Here is a 19,413-nt window from a genome sequence, read left to right as displayed (position 1 = left end):
GCGGTTGTTCTCAGGACTGTCGCCGGCCCGACCACAGGCCGTAGAGCAACGGGACCACTGAGCTGATCATCAGCACATTGCCCAGTCCGGGATCGTCCGTCCGCAGAACGGCTCCGGCGATCAGGAGAGCGCCGAAGATCAGCGCCGCCACTGCACGCCGCGCCGTCAGGATGAGACTCGCCATCTGCCGCTCCAGGCGCCGGTTGCCCACTTGGAGGGATCCTTCTTCCAGTCTCGAGACCAGCCCGTCCAGCCTCTTGGGCAGGCGAAGGGCGATGGCGGCGGCTTCGAGAGTTTGGGACGCGACATCGTTGATCAGGTTGCCGCGCTCGTCCCGCAGAAGTTGGGCCGCATATGGTTCCACCGAGTCCCACAGGTTGAAGCGGGCATCCAGAGAGCTGCACACACCCGACGTCAGGGACATGGCCCTGATAATGAGCAGGAAATTCTCGGGTAATTGGAAGGGCAGTGAGCGGATCACGCTGCCGAATTCAGTGCCGAATTCACGGAACTCCCGTGGGTCAACATCGCGAAGCTCGGCGAAGCCCATGCCACCGAAACGCGCAAAGAGCTGCGTCATCGCCCGCTCAAGCTCTGCGGTATCGGCTGACTGCATCAGCACCCCTACATCGCTGATGGCGGTGACCAGTCCTTTGCCGTCACGAGAGGCAGCGGCGATCAGGAGCTTCCGTAGGCCGCTTCGCGTCTCCACGGGAACCTCGCCCATCATTCCGAAGTCTATGAAGGTCAGTTTCCACGGATGTTCACTGGAAGGATCATTGGCCGGAGTAACGAAGATATTGCCGGGATGGGGATCGGCGTGGAAGAAACCCTTGGTGAACAACTGGTCAAACATCACCGAGGCGAAGACCGGTGCCACTTCGGTGGGGTCTATGCCGGCCAGGCGAAGCGAGTCCGCGTCCGTAATCTTGATGGCCGTGACGTCTTCGAGGGTGAGCACGCGGCGGGTGGTCCGCTCCCACACCACGGCCGGAACGGTCACCCGGGCGTCATCGGCGAAGTCAGCAGCAAACCGCTCTGAATTGGCCGCTTCATTCAAGTAGTCGATTTCCTCGAGGCTGGTCTGCGCGAATTCCTTGATCAGCGCAGGAACGTCTGCACGGTTCGAAACGAGGCGGATGCGGCTGAGCCAGCCTCCCACTTTCCCCAAGGCAGCGAGGTCGACGTCTACTATTTCGGCGATGCCAGGCCGCTGCACCTTGAACACGACACGGCTGAGACCGGTGTCCTCGGCGTTACCGGAGAGCAGTTTCGCCCGGTGTGCTTGTCCCAGTGAAGCTGCCGCGATGGGAGTCTCCTCGACCGAAGCAAACACTGCCTCCAGGGGAGCCCCAAGTTCGGCCTCAGCCAAGGCCCGGATGGCGTGAAAAGGGACAGGCGGAACTTCGTCCTGCAGCCCCTCCAGCTCCGAGGTTATTTCCGGCGGCAGCACATCGAGCCGGGACGACATGAACTGGCCCACCTTGATCATCAGCCCGCCGAGCTCCACCGCTAGGCCATGAAAACGCCGGGCGAAGCGCCGCATTCTGTTGGCGCGGTTCCGTTCAGTCAGCCTGCGCAGGCCCACTCTGGGCAGGAACAGCTCGAACCACCAGGTCACCGCCAAATGCCATGCGGCGAATCGGAGGATTCGACGATAACGGGCACGGGGGCTCCCAGCTCCCCTCAGGGAATCAGCCCGTTCGCGCCGAATCGACGTCACCCCTTCAGTCCTGGGCGAGGATCGAGTACAGGCGGCGGCGTGCCTCCTCAAGCACCGTTACAGCCTCCTGGACTTGCTTGGGTGTCCCGGTACGGCCGACCTGCGCCGCAGCCTGCGCCAGGTCCACACCGGCCTTGGGCAGTGCAGCGAAACCCGGGCTCGATGACGTTCCCAGGGAATCCCATGGCGCTGACGTTTCGGAACCAGCCACGTCCTCCCGGCCCGCCTCGGTCAGGGAGTAGATTTTGCGCCCGTTGGACTCCTCGGCACTGACGAAACCTTCGTCCGCCAACAGCTGCAGGGTGGGATAGACGGAGCCGGCACTCGGCTTCCAACTACCGCCGCTGCGCTCTTCGATTTCATGAATGATCTGGTAGCCGTGCATGGGACGCTCAGCAAGCAGGGCAAGGATCGCCGATCGCAGCTCGCCCCGGCCCGCACGGGTTCCGGAACGCTTTTCGAACCGGGAACGGAACTCCTCAACGGCTTGCCACATGCCGTCCAGGTTGTTGCCCATGAATCCGTTTGCAGGGAATGAATTGTGCATCAAGCTCACCTCAATCAGTCGCGAACGATACTAAACGATAGTTAACGATATACCTTCACGCGGCTTAGGAACAACGGCGGCCTGGCCGGTTCATGCTGGCGGGCATGGCTGCGCTGGCAAACGACGGAAAGGAGATGAGGTGTTTGGCCATCGAGTTCCTTCGTCGCAGGATGGGCGATGCCCACCATCCTCGTCGATGACTCCACTCCGCGGAAAGACCCGTTAGCGCAGGGCCGGACAGCACTTCTGGGTGACGCCGTCCGGCCCCAGCCGCGGAACCTTGGGGCAGCGCCGGCGAACGAGGGGGTCATTGGCCGTTGCGTGGGATCCGCTGGGTTCAGTAAAGATGAGTCGGGGTTCAGGCACACGAGTAGTTGGTACTCGTCTTTGCTTGTGCTTGAAAGATCCACTACTTGCCGGGCACGATAGCTGGCGGGCTGAATTGTGGAGCTAAGGAGATTCGAACTCCTGACCTCTTCGATGCGAACGAAGCGCTCTACCAACTGAGCTATAGCCCCCTGGACCAGACCGTAACCGTCCGGCCAGTGTCCCTAGGCTACAAACTTTCGCGGCGCTTTTCCAACCACGACACGAACGTCTCCACGCCATCCTTTTGCCCGGGGATCAGGTTGTTGCCGGATCGCAGGAATGCACCCATCGCCCCAGGCAACGGCACCTTCACAATCGTTCCCCGCGCGCCGGTAACCGCCTTCCATGACTCCGCCATCTGCCGCATGGTGAGCACTTCCGGACCACCCACCGTACGCAGGCGGTGACGTTCAGGAGAGGCGCTCTCCATGGCAGCGTCCAGCAGTGCCCGTGCAACGTCAACTGGCGAGATGGTCTGGAATCTTGTGCGCTTGAAGACAGGAATGAGGCGCACTTTGGCCCCGGCAGCGAAGATCATTGCCACCAAGCCGTGAAACTGTGTTGCGCGAACCACCACGGTCTCAAGCGGAGAAGATGAGTACTTCCGCTCTTTCCCAACCTTAGAGACGTAATACGAATAACTGCTGAGGTCGCAGTTAATGATGGACAACGCCACCGCCCTGCCGACCCCGGCACGGTGAGCCGAGGCAAGAAGGCGGGCACCGCCGTCGGCGAATTCTCGTTGGGCTTTGCCGAACTGAGCTTCAAGGCAGTCAATCACGACGTCGACGCCCTCCAGTGCGGCCGCCAGCCCTTCTCCTGTGGTGACGTCGCCCGCAACATAGGTGGCGCCGTCGTGATGCTTCTCCGAGCCGGGAGGCGGCACGTGGCGTGACAAAGAGGTCACCTCATGACCCGCATCCAGAGCAAGCCGGACAACCTCGCGACCTACCTGGCCGGTACCGCCTGCTACGCAGATACTGGCCATGCGTGGCTAGGCGCGGCGGCGCTGCAGGACGTCGTCCAGGTTACTGAGCGCGCTCTGCCCCTTGGCGGAGACGGCAGCAGATGCCTCGGCCTGCTCAGCACCTTGCTTCAGGACGGGCTTGCCCACGGGTTTGGGAGCCTCAGGGAGGTCCAGCGGCTCAGGGGCCGGCCTTGAAGCCTTGGCGGCTTCCACATACGTGGGCTTCGGAACTGCAACAGGCTCCCAGCTGGCACCTTTGGAATCGGTTGCTTGCGCTGATGTGTCTCCTGCGGCAACGGCAACCGCCAAAGCAGCCTGGCGAAGCTCAACAGCGGACAAGCGCGCAGCTTCACGGCTGGTGGCTTCGGCGTCGAAAACCGTAGTTTCCTTCGCTTCCACTGCTGGTTCCTTGGGCAAGTAGCGTGCTGGCGTCGGGATGGGCGCTGCCTGCGCCGCACGGCGTGCCCGGCGTTCGCGAAGATCCCTGAGAGCGAGCTTCCGCAACGTGACGACGGCGAGCACCGCACCGATGAAGGACACCAGCGGCAACCAGAATGACCCGACGCCAAAGGTGAGGAGGATGCCCGAAACGGCGGCTGTCACCAGCAAGGCAAGGCCTGCCAAGGCCAAAGTGAGCCGGGCATAGCGGATGGTGAATGGAGTGGTGGGCGCTTTCCGCACGGACGACTCAGCCGCGCGGGATTCCTGGGGCGACGCCGGTGCTTTGCTGTGCATGGTCTCCATCGGTTTCTCCTGCTGAGGTGCCAAAGTCAGTACCACCCCTGCCTGCGGTTCGTCTGGTTCGTCGTCGATTGCCCCTGCTGGAACAGCGGCCGTTTGGACTTGTTGGCGCCTGTTCCGGAGAACGTAGGGCGCCACCCAGACCATCCACAGCGCAACAGTGACCACGAGTATCACTGAGCTGCTGAGAGGGAAGTCCACATTCAAAACCGTAGAAGCAAATCACCGGGCGCGGCGGCATTGCGGCCGGTGTGTCGTCGTCGAGTCCTCAAATGACTGGATATACGGACAAAATGGCCTATGACCTGCCCATTTATCCTCTGAGCCACCGACGCAGCAGACCCTCAGGAACCTCGTCCGATGTCAGGGCAAAGGACCGGTGGTCAGCCCATTCGCCGTTGATGTGCAGGTACCGTTCCCGATACCCCTCATCCCGGAATCCAAGCTTCTCCACCACCCTCAGGCTGGGGGCGTTTTCGGGCCTGATGTTGATCTCCATGCGGTGAAGGCCCAACACCTTGAAGCAGTGGTCCGTTGCCATGGCCACCGCCGTCGGAGCAATACCGTGCCCGGCCCGCTCCTTATCCACCCAGTACCCCAACGTGGCCATCATGGCCGATCCCCAAATGATGGAGGAAACGGTCAACTGCCCGACGATGAGCGGCTCACGGTATCCAGGGGTCCGCTCGACAATGAGGAAAGGCAATGCCGTGGACTGGCGGGCTTGGTTGTTCAGCGAGGCCACCATCTGCCGATAACTGGGCAGGCGCCCACCCGGTGCCGGGTTGGACGCCTCCCAGGGAGCAAGCCATTCGCTGTTCCGCGAACGGACTTCAGACCACTCCCGCTTGTCGCGGTATCGGATGGGGCGAAGAAGCAGGTCTCCGCTTTCCAGCGTCACCGGCCAGATCGCAGAACCGTACATCCTGAGGTTACTTGGGAAGCGAAGCAGTGAAGGTCGGCAGCCACTCACGCAGTTCAGGACCGAGGTCCTCGCGTTCGCAGGCCAACTCGATGCAGGCCTTGAGGTAGCTGAGTTTGTCACCGGTGTCGTAGCGACGGCCCCGGAAAACAACGCCGTACACGCCGTAGCCTTCACCTTCGCCGGCTGCCAGCACCTCGAGGGCGTCGGTCAGCTGGATCTCGCCACCACGGCCCGGCTCGGTCTTTTCGAGAACATCGAACACTGCCGGATGCAGCACGTAGCGCCCGATCACGGCAAGGTTGGACGGCGCTTCTTCCGGAGAAGGCTTTTCCACCAGCTGCTTAATGCGGACGTAGCCGTCTTCACCGATCTCCTCGACGTCGGCGCAACCATAGGCACTGATCTTGGAGGGCTCCACCTCGATCAGGGCAACCACGGAACCGCCGGTCTTTTGCTGGACGGCGATCATGTCGCTCAGGAGGTTATCCCGGGCATCGATCAGGTCATCGCCGAGGAGTACTGCAAAAGGCTCGTGCCCGACGTGCTGCTTCGCACGAAGGACAGCGTGGCCCAAGCCGTTGGGGTCGCCTTGGCGGACGTAGTGGATGTCACCGAGGTTGGTGGCGGATTGGATGGCCTCAAGCTTGGCGGTATCGCCCTTTTCGGCCAGCGTCGCTTCCAGCGCCGGCACACGGTCGAAATGATCCTCCAGGGCGCGCTTGCTGCGCCCAGTGATCATCAGGACGTCGTGCAGGCCAACCTTGACCGCTTCTTCGACGACGTACTGGATGGCTGGCTTGTCAACCACGGGCAGCATTTCCTTCGGCATCGCCTTTGTTGCAGGCAGGAAACGGGTACCAAGACCCGCTGCGGGGATGACGGCCTTACGGACAGCATTGTTATCGAGAGTCACCGGACTAATGTAACGGAAGGAATACATCATCGGCTAAACCCTCGCCGCGCCGGGACAACATTTCTGTGGACTGAACCGCAGCTTTTGTCGCCGGACCGGCATCAGACGAACCTCACGATCGGACATCCATGGCATCGAAGGAAGACATCCGCAGCAGCCGCCGCCTCCAAAGGCGCGCCCTCTCCCCCGAACAGATCGCTGCTGCCGGTGCGTCGATCGCGCAGCATGGAACGGAATGGGCGGCTGCAGCTTCCTCCGGCACGGCGGCCACTTTTGCCGTCTATGTAGGTGTCGCGTTTGAGCCACCCACCATGCCACTCATCCATTCCCTGCACGAGGCCGGACACAGGATCCTCCTTCCCGTGTGCGAGCCCGGCCGGCAGCTGAGCTGGGTCTATTGGACCCCGTCGACAGTTTTCGTCCGTTCCTCCTACGCCCCTATCGACGAACCTGAGGGCGAACGCATGGAAAGCCAGGTGGTGGCAGGCGCGGCGGGGATCTTCATGCCAGCCACGGCAGTGGACAGGGATGGCAACCGGATCGGCCAGGGCGGCGGTTACTACGACCGGCTCCTCCATGGGCTCGACGATTCCGGCCAGCGGCCGCCCACCATTGCGGTGGTGTACGACGCCGACCTGTTGCCTTCAGGTTCGATTCCCGCCGAAGCATTCGACCGCCCCGTGCGGGAAGTGCTGACTCCCTCCGGGGTGGTCCATCTCGACGAGAGAGCCCCGTGAGGTCCCGCACATCCACTGGCGCATGCACTGTAGACCGATGATAGAATTGGCACTCAGGCCCTGCGACTGCTAATGCGAAGCGAAATCTCCGCCGTTGCTGCACAGGACCTGACCTTTGTCCTGAAGGAGGAACTCAGTGCCCACATACGCATACGCCTGCAAAGACTGTGACCATGCCTTTGACATCGTCCAGTCCTTCTCTGACAGCTCCCTGACGGAGTGCCCCGAGTGCAAGGGCGCCCTTCGCAAGAAGTTCAACAGCGTCGGTGTCGTCTTCAAGGGCTCTGGTTTCTACCGGACTGATTCCCGTGATGCCAAGGGCAGCACTGTTTCAGCCGCACCCGCCGCCGCGCCGTCCGCTCCCGCAGCCGCCCCGGCACCGGCAGCTGCAGCAAGCTAACTTCCCCACTTTTCCACATAGCGCTTCAGGCCGCTGTTATCCGGCCTGTCCGGCTGGCTAACGTGGCGGCATGCCACAACAGTCTCGAAGCGCCCTCCTTGCCCGCGCCCGGCGTTCAGCGTCGCCTGCCGGCCCTTGGCCCCCGGACCCGTTTGGTGCGGGAGGGCAGTCGTCCCGACCGCGCAAAAATGCCACAAGCTTTCACCGGCAGCTGAATTATTCAGCCCGCCAAGGCAGAAGGCAAAGGATCGGCTCCTGGATCGCCCGGAACCGCCGTCTCACTGTTGCCCTCCTGCTGTGCCTGGCCGCCGGCATCGCCGTCCAACAGCTGACTCCGGCTTCGGAGCTGCGAATCAGTGTCATGGTGGCCGCCCGTGACCTCCCCACGGGAACCACTCTCACAGAAGCCGATTTCACCCGGGTGGGAGTGCCCCAGGACCTTGCCGTCACCGGAGCCCTCTCAGATGGCGGGGACCTCACAGGCAGACAGTTGGCCGCTCCCTTGAGCCGGGGGCAGATCCCCACTGAGTCCAGCCTCCTGGGTCCCGGGCTTCTCACTGGATCACCCGTGGGCACCGCAGCCGTTCCCCTGCGGATGGCCGACCCGTCGTCCATCCAGCTCCTCTCCCCCGGCCAGTTGGTCACGGTGGTCCTCACGGCAGCCGGATCCTATGACGAATCCAGGGAAACACAAGTACTCGCCGGTCCCGTCCCCGTGCTCTGGACCTCAGCCCACGGGGGCAAGGCAGGCGAATGGCTGGGCACCAGCGACACCGAAGGCTTGGTAGTGGTTGCTGCGGATCCACAGCAAGCAGAAAAGCTTGCCGGCGCATCAACGCACGGCAAGCTTTTCTTTGTTTTGGTCAACCCGTGATGGGTGGTTCAGATGGCGGTGGACGGTCAGCCCCAGTGCGGCGGCTTTTGTTCCTTAAGCCACTGCTCATGGTCGTAACCGGACTCATCGCCCCAGCGCCGGGGATCGTCTTCCGCTGCTTTGGTGGGCAGAATGCCACTCACGCCTGGTTTGGCTGCGGCGGCCGTGGCGTCCGGAGTTTCTTCAGTGGTGTCGGCGGCGGGCGCGGAGGATTCGGTCTCGGACCCGCCTTCAAGACCGGTTGCTTCTTCCATCAGTGGTGCTTCTTTCCCGTTCTCTGCTTCGCTGTCTGCATCATTGGCAGCGTCGTCAATCTGGTCTGGTGCCTGCTGTGCCGGACTTGGAGCGAACGTTTGCTGCCCCTTGTCCACACTCAATTGTTCAACGTCCATGTCCAGGAAGCCATGCTCAGGCGACGCCGACCGCGGAATGTGATTCTCCAGCCCAAGGTAGGAGCCGATGCGATCCGCGCAGGACGAAGGATCAGTGAAGACCTCAATGGTCCACAGGGACATGTAGCGCCATCCCATGCGCTCCAGCAGCTGCGGACGCAGCCGGCTGCGTTCCCGGACGCTCATCCGCCGATAGCGTTCAGTGCCATCGGATTCGATCGCGACAGGTGTGGGGATTTCTGCTCCCTCCCGGCCGATCGTGTGGACGGGATCCGCCGCAGCTGCGATGTCCAGAACGCCATCGTAGAGATGCCAGACCCGGGCTCCCCGGGCCCGCAGGCGTTCTCCAAGGTCAGCAACCAAGGGATCCTCACCGAGCGCCTGCTCACTGGCAACAGCACGGGACGCGGGTGTACCGAGGTTGCTGTTTCCCGAGAGTTCCCGGTCCAGCAGCTCGTAGAAGTCCACTGCACCATGAGCCAGCCGATCGAGGTCAAGGTCCTCGGGACGGAAGCAGCTCAGGACGTGCATGGAACGCCGTGCGCGGGTCATGGCCAAAGCGAAACGGTTCCGGCCACCCTCAGCGGACAGCGGACCGAACGAATGGAGTGCCCGGCCATGTGGTGTGCGGCCGTAGCCAAGCGAGAAGATCACGTGGTCCCGTACCAGGCCTTGGGCCCGCTCCAGATCCACCACACGGAAGGACTCGGGACCGGCGCCAAAGAACGTGGACAGCAGGGGGTGGTTGGGCAGTTGAAGCCTGATGGCCTCGCCGATGCGGGCAGCATGGCGCAAGCTGGCAGTTACCACCGCCAGGGACGTGCGGGGACGCAGCCTTGCGTGTTCGAACACAAGGTCCACCACGCGATTGACCTCGGCAGTGACGGACTCGACGCCCTCATGGTCAGCACCCGGAAGCCCGGTGCCATCGGGGATGTACTCCACCAGGATGGAACGGTCCAGTCCTGTGACAGAGTTGCCGTCGGGCAGGCGGCGCAGGCCACCGTCGTAGTAATTCTTGCTCAGCTGAAGGATCAAGTCCTCGTCTACGGCGCGGTAGACCCAGTTCAGTTGCCAGGTCGGAAGGACCCTGGCCAGCGCCTTGAAGGCGCTGTCAACATTCTCGTGGCTGGCAACACCGGCTACAGGCGGTTCCACAGCAACGCTGAAGGTCCGTGCATGCGCAATCTTCGCATCACCGAAGGCCACCACCTGCTTCGCCCGGGCGATGGCAGGAAGTACGGCCTGCAGCGAGGTGGATTCGGCGTCGATGATCACCACGGCGTCAAACTTTTGCTCGGCCGGGAGGACACCAGTCAAGAGGTAGGGGCTGACAGACCAAACGGGCACCAGGAGTGGCACAAGCTCAGGCGCCTGGGCGCTCAGCGCCGGCAAAGTAACCCGGCCATCCTTCAGCAAGGCCCGCAGCAGTTCCGCCTGCCGGGGGTGCTCAAGCAGGCCTTGGCGCCATTTCTGTGCCAACTGCCACCGGAGACGGGCAGCACCACTGGCGATGTGGGCCTGGTCAGCAAGCCGGTATTCGGCTTCCAGGCGGCGCAGCGAATCGCCATCGGACATCGCCAGGTAGTCGTCGCCGCTGATCATGGCTTCCAAAGCGGATTGCCACCAGGCCAGATCCAATTCGGCGGCCACGGAGCCGGCAGGAACCTCGCGGGCAGCCAGGTCGGACAGCAACTCACCAAGGCCGTGCTCGCGCATTTCCTCGATCAGGAGGGTGCGTTCGGGAAGTGTCTCTAGTGTTGCCGTGTCAGCAACAAGCCGTTCCAGCCGCTCCATCAGTTCCAAGTACGGTGTCCCGTGCAGGGAGCCACCAGCGCTGGTGTGCTTGAGGGCAGCACCGAGGCGGTGCAGCTCGCCATCCAACTCCCGGTACAGCGCACCAAGATCGGCGAGCCCGGAAGGCACTGCCGGGTGGCGCTGGGTGGTGGCGTATCCGGCCCACAGAGCCCGCTGCTCCTGAACCAGGACGAGGGAGCTGTGGAGGTCGGCGATGTGGACTCCGGGCCGCACATATTCCTTGGCTACCCGGCGCAGGCGGGAACGCTGCATGGAAGGCATCTCCAAGTTGCGCTCACGGCGCCACGCGGAACTGGCAGTCGCGGAAATGAGGTCGTGCACCGGCCGGTCAAAGATGTCCGGGGTGAACTTATCCAGGCTCTCCCGGACGGCGATGAGCAGTTCGAGCTGCGCACCCCACTCGGTGAAGGTGTCCCCCAGCCGGATTTCAGCGTGATCGGACACCTGCTTCATCCGGTCCCGCAGGACGGGAAGCTTCTCCTCGGCCAGACGGGCGAGGTGTTGGGCTTCCTCGGTCTCCTTGCGCGTCACCAGTCGCGCTCCATACCAAGGGCTGGAAGTGGACGCCCTGCTGAAGCTGCCAAGCTCCGCTGCCCGGCGCAGGCGGCCGGCCAGTTCTTCACGGTCCTTGATGTTGTCCAGGACGCTGCGCTTCAGTCGGACCGTGGTGGAAGGCGCGGGATGGATGGACGTCAGTTCTGCCAGCGACTGCATGGCCTGGTACGGCGAGCAACCCCACCGCTCACGGACGTTGTGCAGCGAGGCTACATGGTCCATTAAGGCGTGGCGGTGTCCGGTGAGCGTCTGGTGCAAGTTGCCCAGTTGAGGCTCAAGCGCTTTTTCGTTGCGCATGATGGCGCGGACCAGCTGGCCTTTGAGCTGCTGCGGCGTGGTCCCGTTACCCGGGCGGAACAGCATGGAGTCGAGGCCGAGCGATTCCAAGTGGGCGGAGAGTCCCGCCAGGCTGGACTGCCTGTCCCCAACCACCAGTACGGATTTGCCTTCGCTGACCAGCGCACCGATCGCGTTGATGGCCGTTTGCGTCTGTCCGCTTCCCGGCGGGGTGCTCACTACCAGGGAATCTCCGGCCCGGACGGCATCCACCACGTACTGCTGGTCCGTGTCGGCGTCCAGCAGGAGGAGCTCATCTGCCGGATCACGCAGGTCGAGGCTCGGGAACCGGCCCGCCTTAATGGGCTCGGGCTCAATGTCACCACCGTTTGCCGCAACAGCAAGCGCTGCCACGGTGGGGTTGTTCATGTTGATCCAGGGATCATCAAGGTTTCCCGAGAGGTCAGCCAGGGTGGTGACCAGCAAGTTGAAATCCACCTCGGCGCCGTGAATCGGCTGGACGAGTGTGGCCAGGCGGTCAAGTACCGGCTGGGGATCGAACCGGGCCGTGTTGTAGGCCATGCGCGCCACGGCGTTGACGTCAAAGACTATGCCGTGGACTGACTTGAGGTGGCGCACCAGGGCAGGGTTCATGCGTGCCTGCTCGGTGAGCTGGAGTTCAAAATCGTCTTCACCCGGCCTGATGGTCAGGATGATGGAAGCGAGCATCACAGGGGCCGAGACACGCTGCGGTTTTCCGCCCACGGCAGAGGTCCACACCACGGTGCCCGCAGACAAATATCCGGCTTCAATGCCGCGATCATTGCTCAGCTCAAAGATCTTGGACCTGATGTTGCGGGCGGCACGGGCCGCCACCAAGTATTGCTGCCGGTCCCGGATCAACGTGGACAGACGGGTTCTGCGACCTGCCAGCAACTGCGCCAACCCCGAGGGGTGTGCGTTGCTCAAATCGATGGCGCCTTCGGGCGTCTTGACGAAACGCAGCATCGTGTCCGCCCCGGTGACGGGTTTAAGACCAGACAGCCATTTGCGGAGCTCTTCGGAGCCCTCTTCCTGGCCTTGACCTAATGACACAACTTCTGCCTTCTTTTCTGTACTAGCTTTAGACGCCTTGGACCATACCGGCATACCTTCGAGGGTAGCGGGAATACCTTGGCAGTCCGCTCCGCAACGCTGTTCCGACGCGAAATTCGCCGTCATTTCACAGGTGCCTGCCGATTTCACAGGCCGCGGCACCCGGTGGGTTCAAGCACAGTGGCCGGCCTCCCAGAGGAAGCCGGCCACTCAGAATGCTATTCCCACTCGATGGTTCCCGGTGGCTTGCTGGTGACATCCAGCACCACGCGGTTCACGCCGTCGACCTCATTGGTGATGCGGTTGGAGATCCGGGCAAGGAGGTCGTAAGGCAGTCGCGACCAGTCCGCCGTCATGGCGTCTTCGGAGGACACCGGACGCAGCACGATCGGGTGCCCGTAGGTACGGCCATCACCCTGGACACCAACGCTTCGGACATCGGCCAGGAGGACTACCGGCATCTGCCAGACGTCGTTGTCCAAGCCGGCAGCCGTGAGCTCCGCACGGGCAATGGCATCCGCCTTGCGCAGCAGGTCCAGGCGTTCCTTGGTCACTTCGCCCACGATGCGGATTCCCAAACCGGGGCCAGGGAACGGCTGGCGGCCGACGATTTCCTGCGGCAGCCCAAGCTGGGCGCCGACTGCGCGTACTTCATCCTTGAACAGTGCCCGCAGCGGCTCAACAAGCTCGAACTGCAGGTCCTCGGGAAGCCCGCCCACGTTATGGTGGCTCTTGATGTTGGCAGCACCTTCGCCGCCACCGGATTCGACGACGTCCGGGTACAGGGTTCCCTGAACCAGGAACTTGATCTTCTCGCCTTCGGCAGCAGCCTGGGCGATGATGGCCCGCTCCGCTTCCTCGAAGGCACGAATGAATTCGCGGCCAATGATCTTGCGCTTGGTTTCGGGATCGCTGACCCCGGCCAATGCTGACTGGAAGCGTTCCTGCTCATTGGCTACGTAGAGGTTGACGCCCGTGGCTGCCACGAAGTCGCGCTCAACCTGTTCGGCTTCGCCTTCACGCAGGAGTCCGTGGTCGACGAAGACACAGGTCAATTGGTCGCCAACGGCGCGCTGGACCAAAGCCGCAGCAACAGCGGAATCAACGCCGCCGGAGAGGCCGCAGATAACCTTGGAGTCCCCGATCTGCTGACGGATCCGATCCACCTGCTCTTCGAGGATATTGCCCGTAGTCCAGTTGGGGCTCAGACCCGCACCCTTGAACAGGAAGTTCTCCAGGACGTGCTGGCCGTGGACTGAATGCTTGACTTCGGGGTGCCACTGGACACCGTAGAGGCGCTTCTCGTCGTTGGCGAAGGCAGCCACCGGCGCACCAGCCGTGGAGGCGAGGACTTCGAAGCCCTCAGGGGCCTCGTGAACGGAGTCACCGTGGCTCATCCAGGTGTTCTGTGAGGAGGGGACGCCGTCCAGGATGGACCGGGCATCGCCTACGACAAGGGCTTCAGTAGCGCCGTACTCGCGGAGACCCGTCTGGGCCACCTTACCGCCCAACGCGTTGGCCATCGCCTGGAAGCCGTAGCAAATGCCAAATACAGGCACCCCGGCTTCGAAGAGATCAGCGCCGACGCTCGGGGCTCCCTCTGCGTACACGCTGGAGGGTCCCCCGGAGAGGATGATGGCTGCCGGGTTCTTGGCCAGAAGCTGCTCGGTGGTGAAGGTGTGCGGAACAATTTCCGAATACACATTCGCTTCGCGGACGCGGCGGGCAATCAGCTGCGCGTACTGGGCACCGTAGTCAACAACCAGCACCGGCTTCTGGGAAGTTTGGGGTGCGGTGGGAGTAGTCACCAGACAAGACTACTTTGCCGGGCCGCCCCGGTGCACGTTGACGAGGGCGGCCAGAGGCCAAAAAGGCCGCGTCGTTAGGCATCTCACAGTGCGTCAGGTCGCGTAGCCCGCAGCGGGACACTGTGGGCGGTCCTAGTAGCGCTTGGACGCCTGCGGGTTGGCTGCCAGTTCCGCTTCAACCTGCGCGTGGAATTTCTTCTCCACGATGAAGGACAGCAACGGAATGACACCACCCAGGGCCAGGAGGACCATCTTGGAGAACGGCCAGCGCATGAGGGACCACAAGCGGAAGTTGGAGACCAGGTACACCACGTACATCCAACCGTGCACGATCAGTACCGACGTGGAGATGTTGAACCCGCCGATCACGCCTTTGGGCTCGGACTCAGCGAAACCAAATCCGAAGGGCTGGCCGGTGACGGCGTTCGTGCCGCCAGCGAAGAGCGAGACTCCAAACCCATAGCGGGCGATCAGTTCCGCACACAGCAGGAGCAGCATGGCGCCGGTCAGGTACGCCATGACTTTGTAGAACTTCAACGCCGAACGGATCTGGGCTTCCGTTCCGCCGAACCGGCGCTTCTTGGGCTTGGATCCGGATTGCTCTGGCTGGATGGCCGGTTTTGGCTCAATCATTGCTGCACCTTTTGTTCTGGCTCTGGGTTTGTAGTTTCGTGGGCATCCACGGGATTGGCAGGCTCCGCCTCGTGGTCATCCCCGTATTCGTCGTCCTCGTCCTCTTCGAGGTCGCGCCGGTAGTCGTCCTTGACCAGACGCCACCAGATGAAGATCGAGAACCCGGCGAACACCACCCATTCCACTGCGTAGAAGAGGTTCAGCCAGTTGATCTGCTCTGCAGGCGGCTGGGGCGGGATGTTGAGGGCCTTGACGTCATCGCCAAGGGGAATGGCCACGCCGTCGGAAACCTCCGACGTCGCGGCGACAAAACCCGGGTAGCTGGACACTTCCCACAGGTTGATGAGCTCCGCGGCAGACACAGCGGACGCACGGCCTGGACCGGCGTCGACGTTTGGAACGGGCGCTTCAGAAGGAATAAGGCGACCAGTCAAGGTGATGGTGCCCGACGGCGGCGGGCCGGCCTGGTCGGCATCTGCCACCCAGCCGCGTGCCACGGGGATCCACGTCTGGGGCGAGGCAGCAACACCGTTCAGCGTCGGAGCGTCGTTGACAGCGAAAGCCGAGATTATCCAGAAGCCTTTTTGATTGTTGTACAGGCGACCCTCTACAAGAACCTGCTTGCCGGGATCATAGGCCCCGGTGGCGGTGACCATCTGGTCAGAGACCGAACCCGGGAAGAACTGGCCGGGTTTGAGGACGTCCACCAGCGGTTTGACTTCTTCGATGCTGGACGGCGCCGGGGGCTCGTGCTGGGCGGACCGGCTGAGCTGCCACTGGCTGAGCAGCACAAACACCCCGGATAACAGAAGCGCAAAGACCAGTCCTGCGATCCAGCGGGGTTTCAACGCGGTTTTCAACACCCCTTAACCGTACTTCGTCCGGCTGTAGAACAACGAAACGGCTGAGGCCTGCCCCGCCCTCTAGTGATCGAAGAACACCAAGCTGGAGTTGATGAGCTCAGAGATGACCTCGGGATCGTGGGCCCGCCGGAGGGACTCACGGAAAGACTCCTTGGACAATGAACGGGCCAGGGTAGCCAAAACCTCAAGGTGGTCGGAGAAGGAACTGGCAGGAGTGGCGATGAGGAGGATCAACGTCGCCGGGCCGTCGGTTGCCCCGAAGTCCAGGGCGTGGCCGAACTTGGTCACACCCACCGCGATGGAAATCCTGTCCACATATTCACTGCGCGCATGCGGGAGGCCGATGCCGCCCGGAAGTCCCGTAGCCAACTGGTGCTCACGGGAGTGCACCTGCTCCAGGAATCCTTCAAGGTTGCTGATCCTGCCGGCAGCGTGGAGCTTATGGGCCAGTTGGGCAGCGGCGTCGATCTTGTCCTCGGCGACGAGTTCAAGGATGACGGTGTCCGGGGTGGTCAGTTCCGCGTCATACCGGTCAAGTGGTTCAGCCAAGTCGTGTTCCCTCCAGTGTGGCCTTCCGGCCGCATTTTCCTGAGCCGGTCAGCGAAGGGGAACGATGTCATCCACTCCCATGCGCGCGGCATCTGCCGATTCATCGTCAGGCTGCTGCTGACTGAGCCGTTCAGCTTCCACGCGTGCCAGGTAGTGCTTGATCTCGCTTTCGCGCTGAGTCTCGCTCCAGCCAAGGATTTCTCCCATCAGCTTAGCCACTACGGGGAGGGCTGCCACACCCCGGTCCCACGATTCGATCGAGATCCGGGTCCGACGCGTCAAAACGTCGTGGACATGGCGGGCTCCCTCGTGGGTTGTCGCGTAGACGACTTCCGCGGCGAGGTAGTCATCGGCTCCGGGCAGTGGTTGCCCCAGTTCCGGTCGCTTGGAGATCAGTTCCAGCACTTCGGGGGTCATGGACCCGTAGCGGTTCAGCAGGTGCTCAACCCGGGCGACGTGGACCCCGGCTTCTTCGGCAGAACGCCCGCGGCGGTTCCAGGCAGCCTTGAACCCTTCGGCTCCCAGGAGCGGAATGGTCTCGGTGCAGCTGGAGGGAACACGCTCGTCCATGGCCCTGGTGGCCTCATCCACGGCGTCCTTGGCCATGACCCGGTAAGTGGTGTATTTGCCCCCGGCCACCACCACAAGCCCGGGAACGGGATGTGCCACCACGTGCTCGCGGGAGAGCTTGGCCGTGGAGTCGTTCTCACCGGCCAGCAAGGGCCGGAGGCCGGCATAGACGCCTTCCACATCCTCACGGGTCAGGGGACGCTTGAGGACCTTGTTTACGTGCTCCAGGACGTAATCGATGTCCTTGCTGGAAGCGGCCGGATGCGCCTTGTCCAGCGTCCAGTCGGTGTCTGTGGTGCCGATGATCCAGTGGCGGCCCCAAGGGATCACAAAAAGCACCGATTTTTCCGTGCGGAGGATCAGGCCCACTGTCGATTGGAAGCGGTCACGCGGCACCACCAAGTGAATGCCTTTGGAGGCGCGGACCTTGAGTTGGCCGCGATCCGTCACCATGGCCTGCGTTTCGTCCGTCCAGACTCCCGTTGCATTAACCACTTGCTTGGCCCGGACTTCGAAAACGCTGCCGTCTTCCTGATTCTCAAGCTTTGCCCCCACCACGCGTTCACCCTCGCGAAGGAAGTCCACCACCCGAAGCCGGTTGGCGGCATGGGCGCCGTAATGGGCCGCGGTCCTGACCACGTTGACCACCAGACGGGCATCATCCACTTGTGCGTCGTAGTAGCGGATGGACCCCACGAACGCGTCGTCCTTAAGACTGGGAGCCGCGCGCAGGGTTCCGCGCTTGAAAAGGTGCTTGTGCATGGGAACGCCGCGGCTGTGCCCGGAGGTCAGGCCCAACGTGTCGTAAAGCATGATTCCGGCACCAACGTAGGGACGTTCCCAGAACCTGCGCGTCAGTGGATACAGGAAGGGCACAGGGCGGACCAGGTGGGGAGCGATCTGCTGGATCAGCAGTCCCCGTTCCTGCAAAGCCTCCTGGACGAGGCCGAAATCAAGCATTTCCAGGTATCGAAGACCTCCGTGGATGAGCTTGGAGGACCTGGATGAGGTGCCGGACGCCCAGTCCCGGGCCTCCACAATGGCTACGGTAAGGCCGCGGGTCACGGCATCAAGGGCAGCTCCGGCCCCCACCACGCCGCCACCAACAATCAGGATGTCGAGCTCTTTGCCAGGTTCGGCAGTGGCTTTCAGGACTTCGATCGATGCGGCACGGGCTTCCGGGCTCAAGGCTCCCGGAGAACCGGCATGTGGACCGCCTGCGACATTGCTCATCGGACCCCTCCTCAAACGCAACAGCTGGTAGTCCCCTACCCTACTTGCTGCCCGCCGCATTGGGCAGGGCAATGGCAGGCAGCCATTGACGCGGGAATTGCCCCAAACGGAGAAAGCCCCTGTTGCGCCGACAGGAATCGGCGGCCAACAGGGGCTTTCAGGGCAGTTGTCAGTTGCCTGCGTAAGGCGACACAACGACGTCGACCCGCTGGAACTCCTTGAGGTCCGAGTAGCCGGTGGTTGCCATGGACCGGCGCAGGGCACCGATGAGGTTGGAGGTGCCATCGGTGTGGTGGCCGGGTCCGAAGAGGACTTCCTCCAGTGGACCGACAGTTCCCACGTTGACGCGGTCGCCACGGGGTGATTCCAGGTGGTGTGCTTCCGGACCCCAGTGCCAGCCACGGCCGGGTGCCTCTTCCGCGCGGGCCAAGGCACTACCGAGCATGACGGCGTCGGCGCCCATGGCGATGGCCTTGACGATGTCGCCCGAGCTGCCCATGCCGCCGTCGGCAATGACGTGGACGTACCGGCCGCCCGACTCGTCCATGTAGTCGCGGCGCGCCGCGGCGACGTCGGAAATCGCCGAGGCCATGGGCGAATGGATGCCCAGGGCACGGCGGGTGGTGGTGGTCGCACCGCCGCCGAAGCCCACCAGGACGCCAGCCGCGCCAGTGCGCATGAGGTGCAGGGCAGGAGTGTACCCGGCTGCGCCACCAACGATCACGGGGACGTCGAGTTCATAGATGAATTGCTTGAGGTTCAGCGGTTCGTGGTTCTTGGACACATGCTCAGCTGAGACCGTGGTTCCACGGATCACAAAAATGTCAACGCCGGCAGCCACCACTGTCTTGTAGTGTTCCTGGGTGCGCTGCGGGGTCAGGGAGCCGGCCACAGTGACGCCCGCGGCACGGATTTCCGCGAGGCGGGAACTGATGAGTTCCGGCTGGATGGGTGCTTGGTACAGGTCCTGCATGCGGCGGGTAACGGCAGTGCTGCTGGTCTCATTGGCCAGGGCGGCAATTTCGTCGAGCACCTTCTGTGGGTCCTCATAACGGGTCCATAGACCTTCGAGGTCCAGGACACCGAGACCACCGAGCCGACCAAAAGCAATTGCCGTGTCAGGGGACATCACGGAGTCCATGGGGGCAGCGATCACCGGGGTGTCGAACTTATAGGCGTCGATCTGCCAAGAGACAGAGACGTCCTTCGGGTCGCGCGTCCGGCGGTTCGGGACGATCGCGATGTCATCCAGGGAGTAGGCACGACGCCCACGCTTGCCACGGCCAATCTCAATCTCATAAGTCACGGCTCTTACTTTACTGGACCCCTCCCGGAACCCCGATTCGACACAAACAAGTGAACACTTCAGACAATGCTCGAAAGGACCCGAGGATGGCTCACATGATCGTGCCACTTCGTAAACTG

16 protein-coding genes and 1 tRNA gene are annotated in these 19,413 nt (G+C 62.8%); 3 read left to right on the top strand and 14 right to left on the bottom strand.

Translation table 11 applies throughout. The features are described 5' to 3' along the window. Window positions 1-10: 10 nt before the first annotated feature. The 7 genes from WBN73_RS02610 to galU form a co-directional block, all read right to left on the bottom strand. Window positions 11-1,723 (bottom strand): ABC1 kinase family protein, encoded by a 1,713-nt coding sequence (locus WBN73_RS02610; RefSeq protein ID WP_337339381.1) that lies wholly within the window; start codon window positions 1,721-1,723, stop codon window positions 11-13. Window positions 1,724-1,727: 4 nt separating this feature from the next. Next, a complete protein-coding gene (locus WBN73_RS02605) occupies window positions 1,728-2,270 on the bottom strand; it encodes a PadR family transcriptional regulator (RefSeq protein ID WP_089595737.1) in 543 nt (180 codons plus the stop codon). A gap of 445 nt (window positions 2,271-2,715) precedes the next feature. Further along, a tRNA-Ala gene (locus tag WBN73_RS02600) sits at window positions 2,716-2,788 on the bottom strand. Between the two features lie 38 nt (window positions 2,789-2,826). Next, window positions 2,827-3,627 (bottom strand): SDR family oxidoreductase, encoded by an 801-nt coding sequence (locus WBN73_RS02595; protein ID WP_337339380.1) that lies wholly within the window; start codon window positions 3,625-3,627, stop codon window positions 2,827-2,829. Between the two features lie 6 nt (window positions 3,628-3,633). Further along, window positions 3,634-4,515 (bottom strand): hypothetical protein, encoded by an 882-nt coding sequence (locus WBN73_RS02590; protein ID WP_207597607.1) that lies wholly within the window; start codon window positions 4,513-4,515, stop codon window positions 3,634-3,636. 145 nt (window positions 4,516-4,660) lie between these two features. Next, window positions 4,661-5,272 (bottom strand): GNAT family N-acetyltransferase, encoded by a 612-nt coding sequence (locus WBN73_RS02585; protein WP_337339379.1) that lies wholly within the window; start codon window positions 5,270-5,272, stop codon window positions 4,661-4,663. Window positions 5,273-5,279: 7 nt separating this feature from the next. Then, the gene (gene galU, locus WBN73_RS02580) at window positions 5,280-6,215 is read right to left on the bottom strand and encodes a UTP--glucose-1-phosphate uridylyltransferase GalU (RefSeq protein ID WP_198318245.1); all 936 of its coding nucleotides are present in this window, start codon (window positions 6,213-6,215) and stop codon (window positions 5,280-5,282) included. Between the two features lie 98 nt (window positions 6,216-6,313). Between galU and WBN73_RS02575 the strand changes: the two genes are divergently transcribed. The 3 genes from WBN73_RS02575 (at window position 6,314) to cpaB (ending at window position 8,196) form a co-directional block, all read left to right on the top strand. Beyond that, entirely contained in the window at window positions 6,314-6,922 is a 609-nt protein-coding gene (locus WBN73_RS02575) for a 5-formyltetrahydrofolate cyclo-ligase (RefSeq protein WP_207594179.1), read from the top strand. Window positions 6,923-7,058: 136 nt separating this feature from the next. After that, a complete protein-coding gene (locus WBN73_RS02570) occupies window positions 7,059-7,322 on the top strand; it encodes an FmdB family zinc ribbon protein (protein ID WP_207594180.1) in 264 nt (87 codons plus the stop codon). Between the two features lie 70 nt (window positions 7,323-7,392). Continuing rightward, window positions 7,393-8,196: a Flp pilus assembly protein CpaB gene (gene cpaB, locus WBN73_RS02565; protein WP_207594181.1), complete on the top strand. Its 804-nt coding sequence runs from the start codon at window positions 7,393-7,395 to the stop codon at window positions 8,194-8,196. Between the two features lie 26 nt (window positions 8,197-8,222). Here the strand turns inward: cpaB and WBN73_RS02560 are convergent, their stop codons facing one another. The 7 genes from WBN73_RS02560 to WBN73_RS02530 form a co-directional block, all read right to left on the bottom strand. Beyond that, window positions 8,223-12,386 carry an AAA family ATPase gene (locus tag WBN73_RS02560; protein WP_337339429.1) on the bottom strand — a complete coding sequence of 1,388 codons (4,164 nt, stop codon included), beginning with the start codon at window positions 12,384-12,386 and terminating at the stop codon, window positions 8,223-8,225. A 164-nt stretch (window positions 12,387-12,550) separates the two neighbouring features. Beyond that, on the bottom strand, window positions 12,551-14,140 hold the full coding sequence (gene guaA, locus WBN73_RS02555; RefSeq protein ID WP_011775506.1) for a glutamine-hydrolyzing GMP synthase: 1,590 nt from the start codon (window positions 14,138-14,140) through the stop codon (window positions 12,551-12,553). A 132-nt stretch (window positions 14,141-14,272) separates the two neighbouring features. Further along, entirely contained in the window at window positions 14,273-14,773 is a 501-nt protein-coding gene (locus WBN73_RS02550; protein ID WP_261609457.1) for a DUF3817 domain-containing protein, read from the bottom strand. Beyond that, the gene (locus tag WBN73_RS02545; RefSeq protein WP_337339378.1) at window positions 14,770-15,636 is read right to left on the bottom strand and encodes an SURF1 family protein; all 867 of its coding nucleotides are present in this window, start codon (window positions 15,634-15,636) and stop codon (window positions 14,770-14,772) included. Before WBN73_RS02545 ends, WBN73_RS02550 begins: the two co-directional genes overlap by 4 nt. Window positions 15,637-15,696: 60 nt before the next feature. Then, window positions 15,697-16,185 carry a PTS sugar transporter subunit IIA gene (locus WBN73_RS02540; RefSeq protein WP_089595745.1) on the bottom strand — a complete coding sequence of 163 codons (489 nt, stop codon included), beginning with the start codon at window positions 16,183-16,185 and terminating at the stop codon, window positions 15,697-15,699. A gap of 48 nt (window positions 16,186-16,233) precedes the next feature. Next, on the bottom strand, window positions 16,234-17,988 hold the full coding sequence (locus WBN73_RS02535) for a glycerol-3-phosphate dehydrogenase/oxidase (RefSeq protein ID WP_207594185.1): 1,755 nt from the start codon (window positions 17,986-17,988) through the stop codon (window positions 16,234-16,236). A 169-nt stretch (window positions 17,989-18,157) separates the two neighbouring features. Continuing rightward, window positions 18,158-19,294, bottom strand: a complete 1,137-nt coding sequence (locus WBN73_RS02530; RefSeq protein WP_207594186.1) for a GuaB3 family IMP dehydrogenase-related protein — start codon at window positions 19,292-19,294, stop codon at window positions 18,158-18,160. Window positions 19,295-19,413 lie beyond the last annotated feature (119 nt).

Source organism: Paenarthrobacter sp. CCNWLY172 (assembly GCF_037402035.1).
Taxonomy (GTDB): Bacteria; Actinomycetota; Actinomycetes; order Actinomycetales; family Micrococcaceae; genus Arthrobacter.
This window is presented reverse-complemented; position numbering and strand designations above follow the sequence as displayed.

Coding starts and splice junctions, on each gene's coding strand:
- WBN73_RS02575 (WP_207594179.1), top strand. CDS start 6,314: ATGGCATCGAAGGAAGACATCCGCAGCAGCCGCCGCCTCCAAAGGCGC.
- WBN73_RS02585 (WP_337339379.1), bottom strand. CDS start 5,272: ATGTACGGTTCTGCGATCTGGCCGGTGACGCTGGAAAGCGGAGACCTG.
- galU (WP_198318245.1), bottom strand. CDS start 6,215: ATGATGTATTCCTTCCGTTACATTAGTCCGGTGACTCTCGATAACAAT.
- WBN73_RS02550 (WP_261609457.1), bottom strand. CDS start 14,773: ATGATTGAGCCAAAACCGGCCATCCAGCCAGAGCAATCCGGATCCAAG.
- WBN73_RS02605 (WP_089595737.1), bottom strand. CDS start 2,270: ATGCACAATTCATTCCCTGCAAACGGATTCATGGGCAACAACCTGGAC.
- cpaB (WP_207594181.1), top strand. CDS start 7,393: ATGCCACAACAGTCTCGAAGCGCCCTCCTTGCCCGCGCCCGGCGTTCA.
- WBN73_RS02535 (WP_207594185.1), bottom strand. CDS start 17,988: ATGAGCAATGTCGCAGGCGGTCCACATGCCGGTTCTCCGGGAGCCTTG.
- WBN73_RS02595 (WP_337339380.1), bottom strand. CDS start 3,627: ATGGCCAGTATCTGCGTAGCAGGCGGTACCGGCCAGGTAGGTCGCGAG.
- WBN73_RS02560 (WP_337339429.1), bottom strand. CDS start 12,386: ATGCCGGTATGGTCCAAGGCGTCTAAAGCTAGTACAGAAAAGAAGGCA.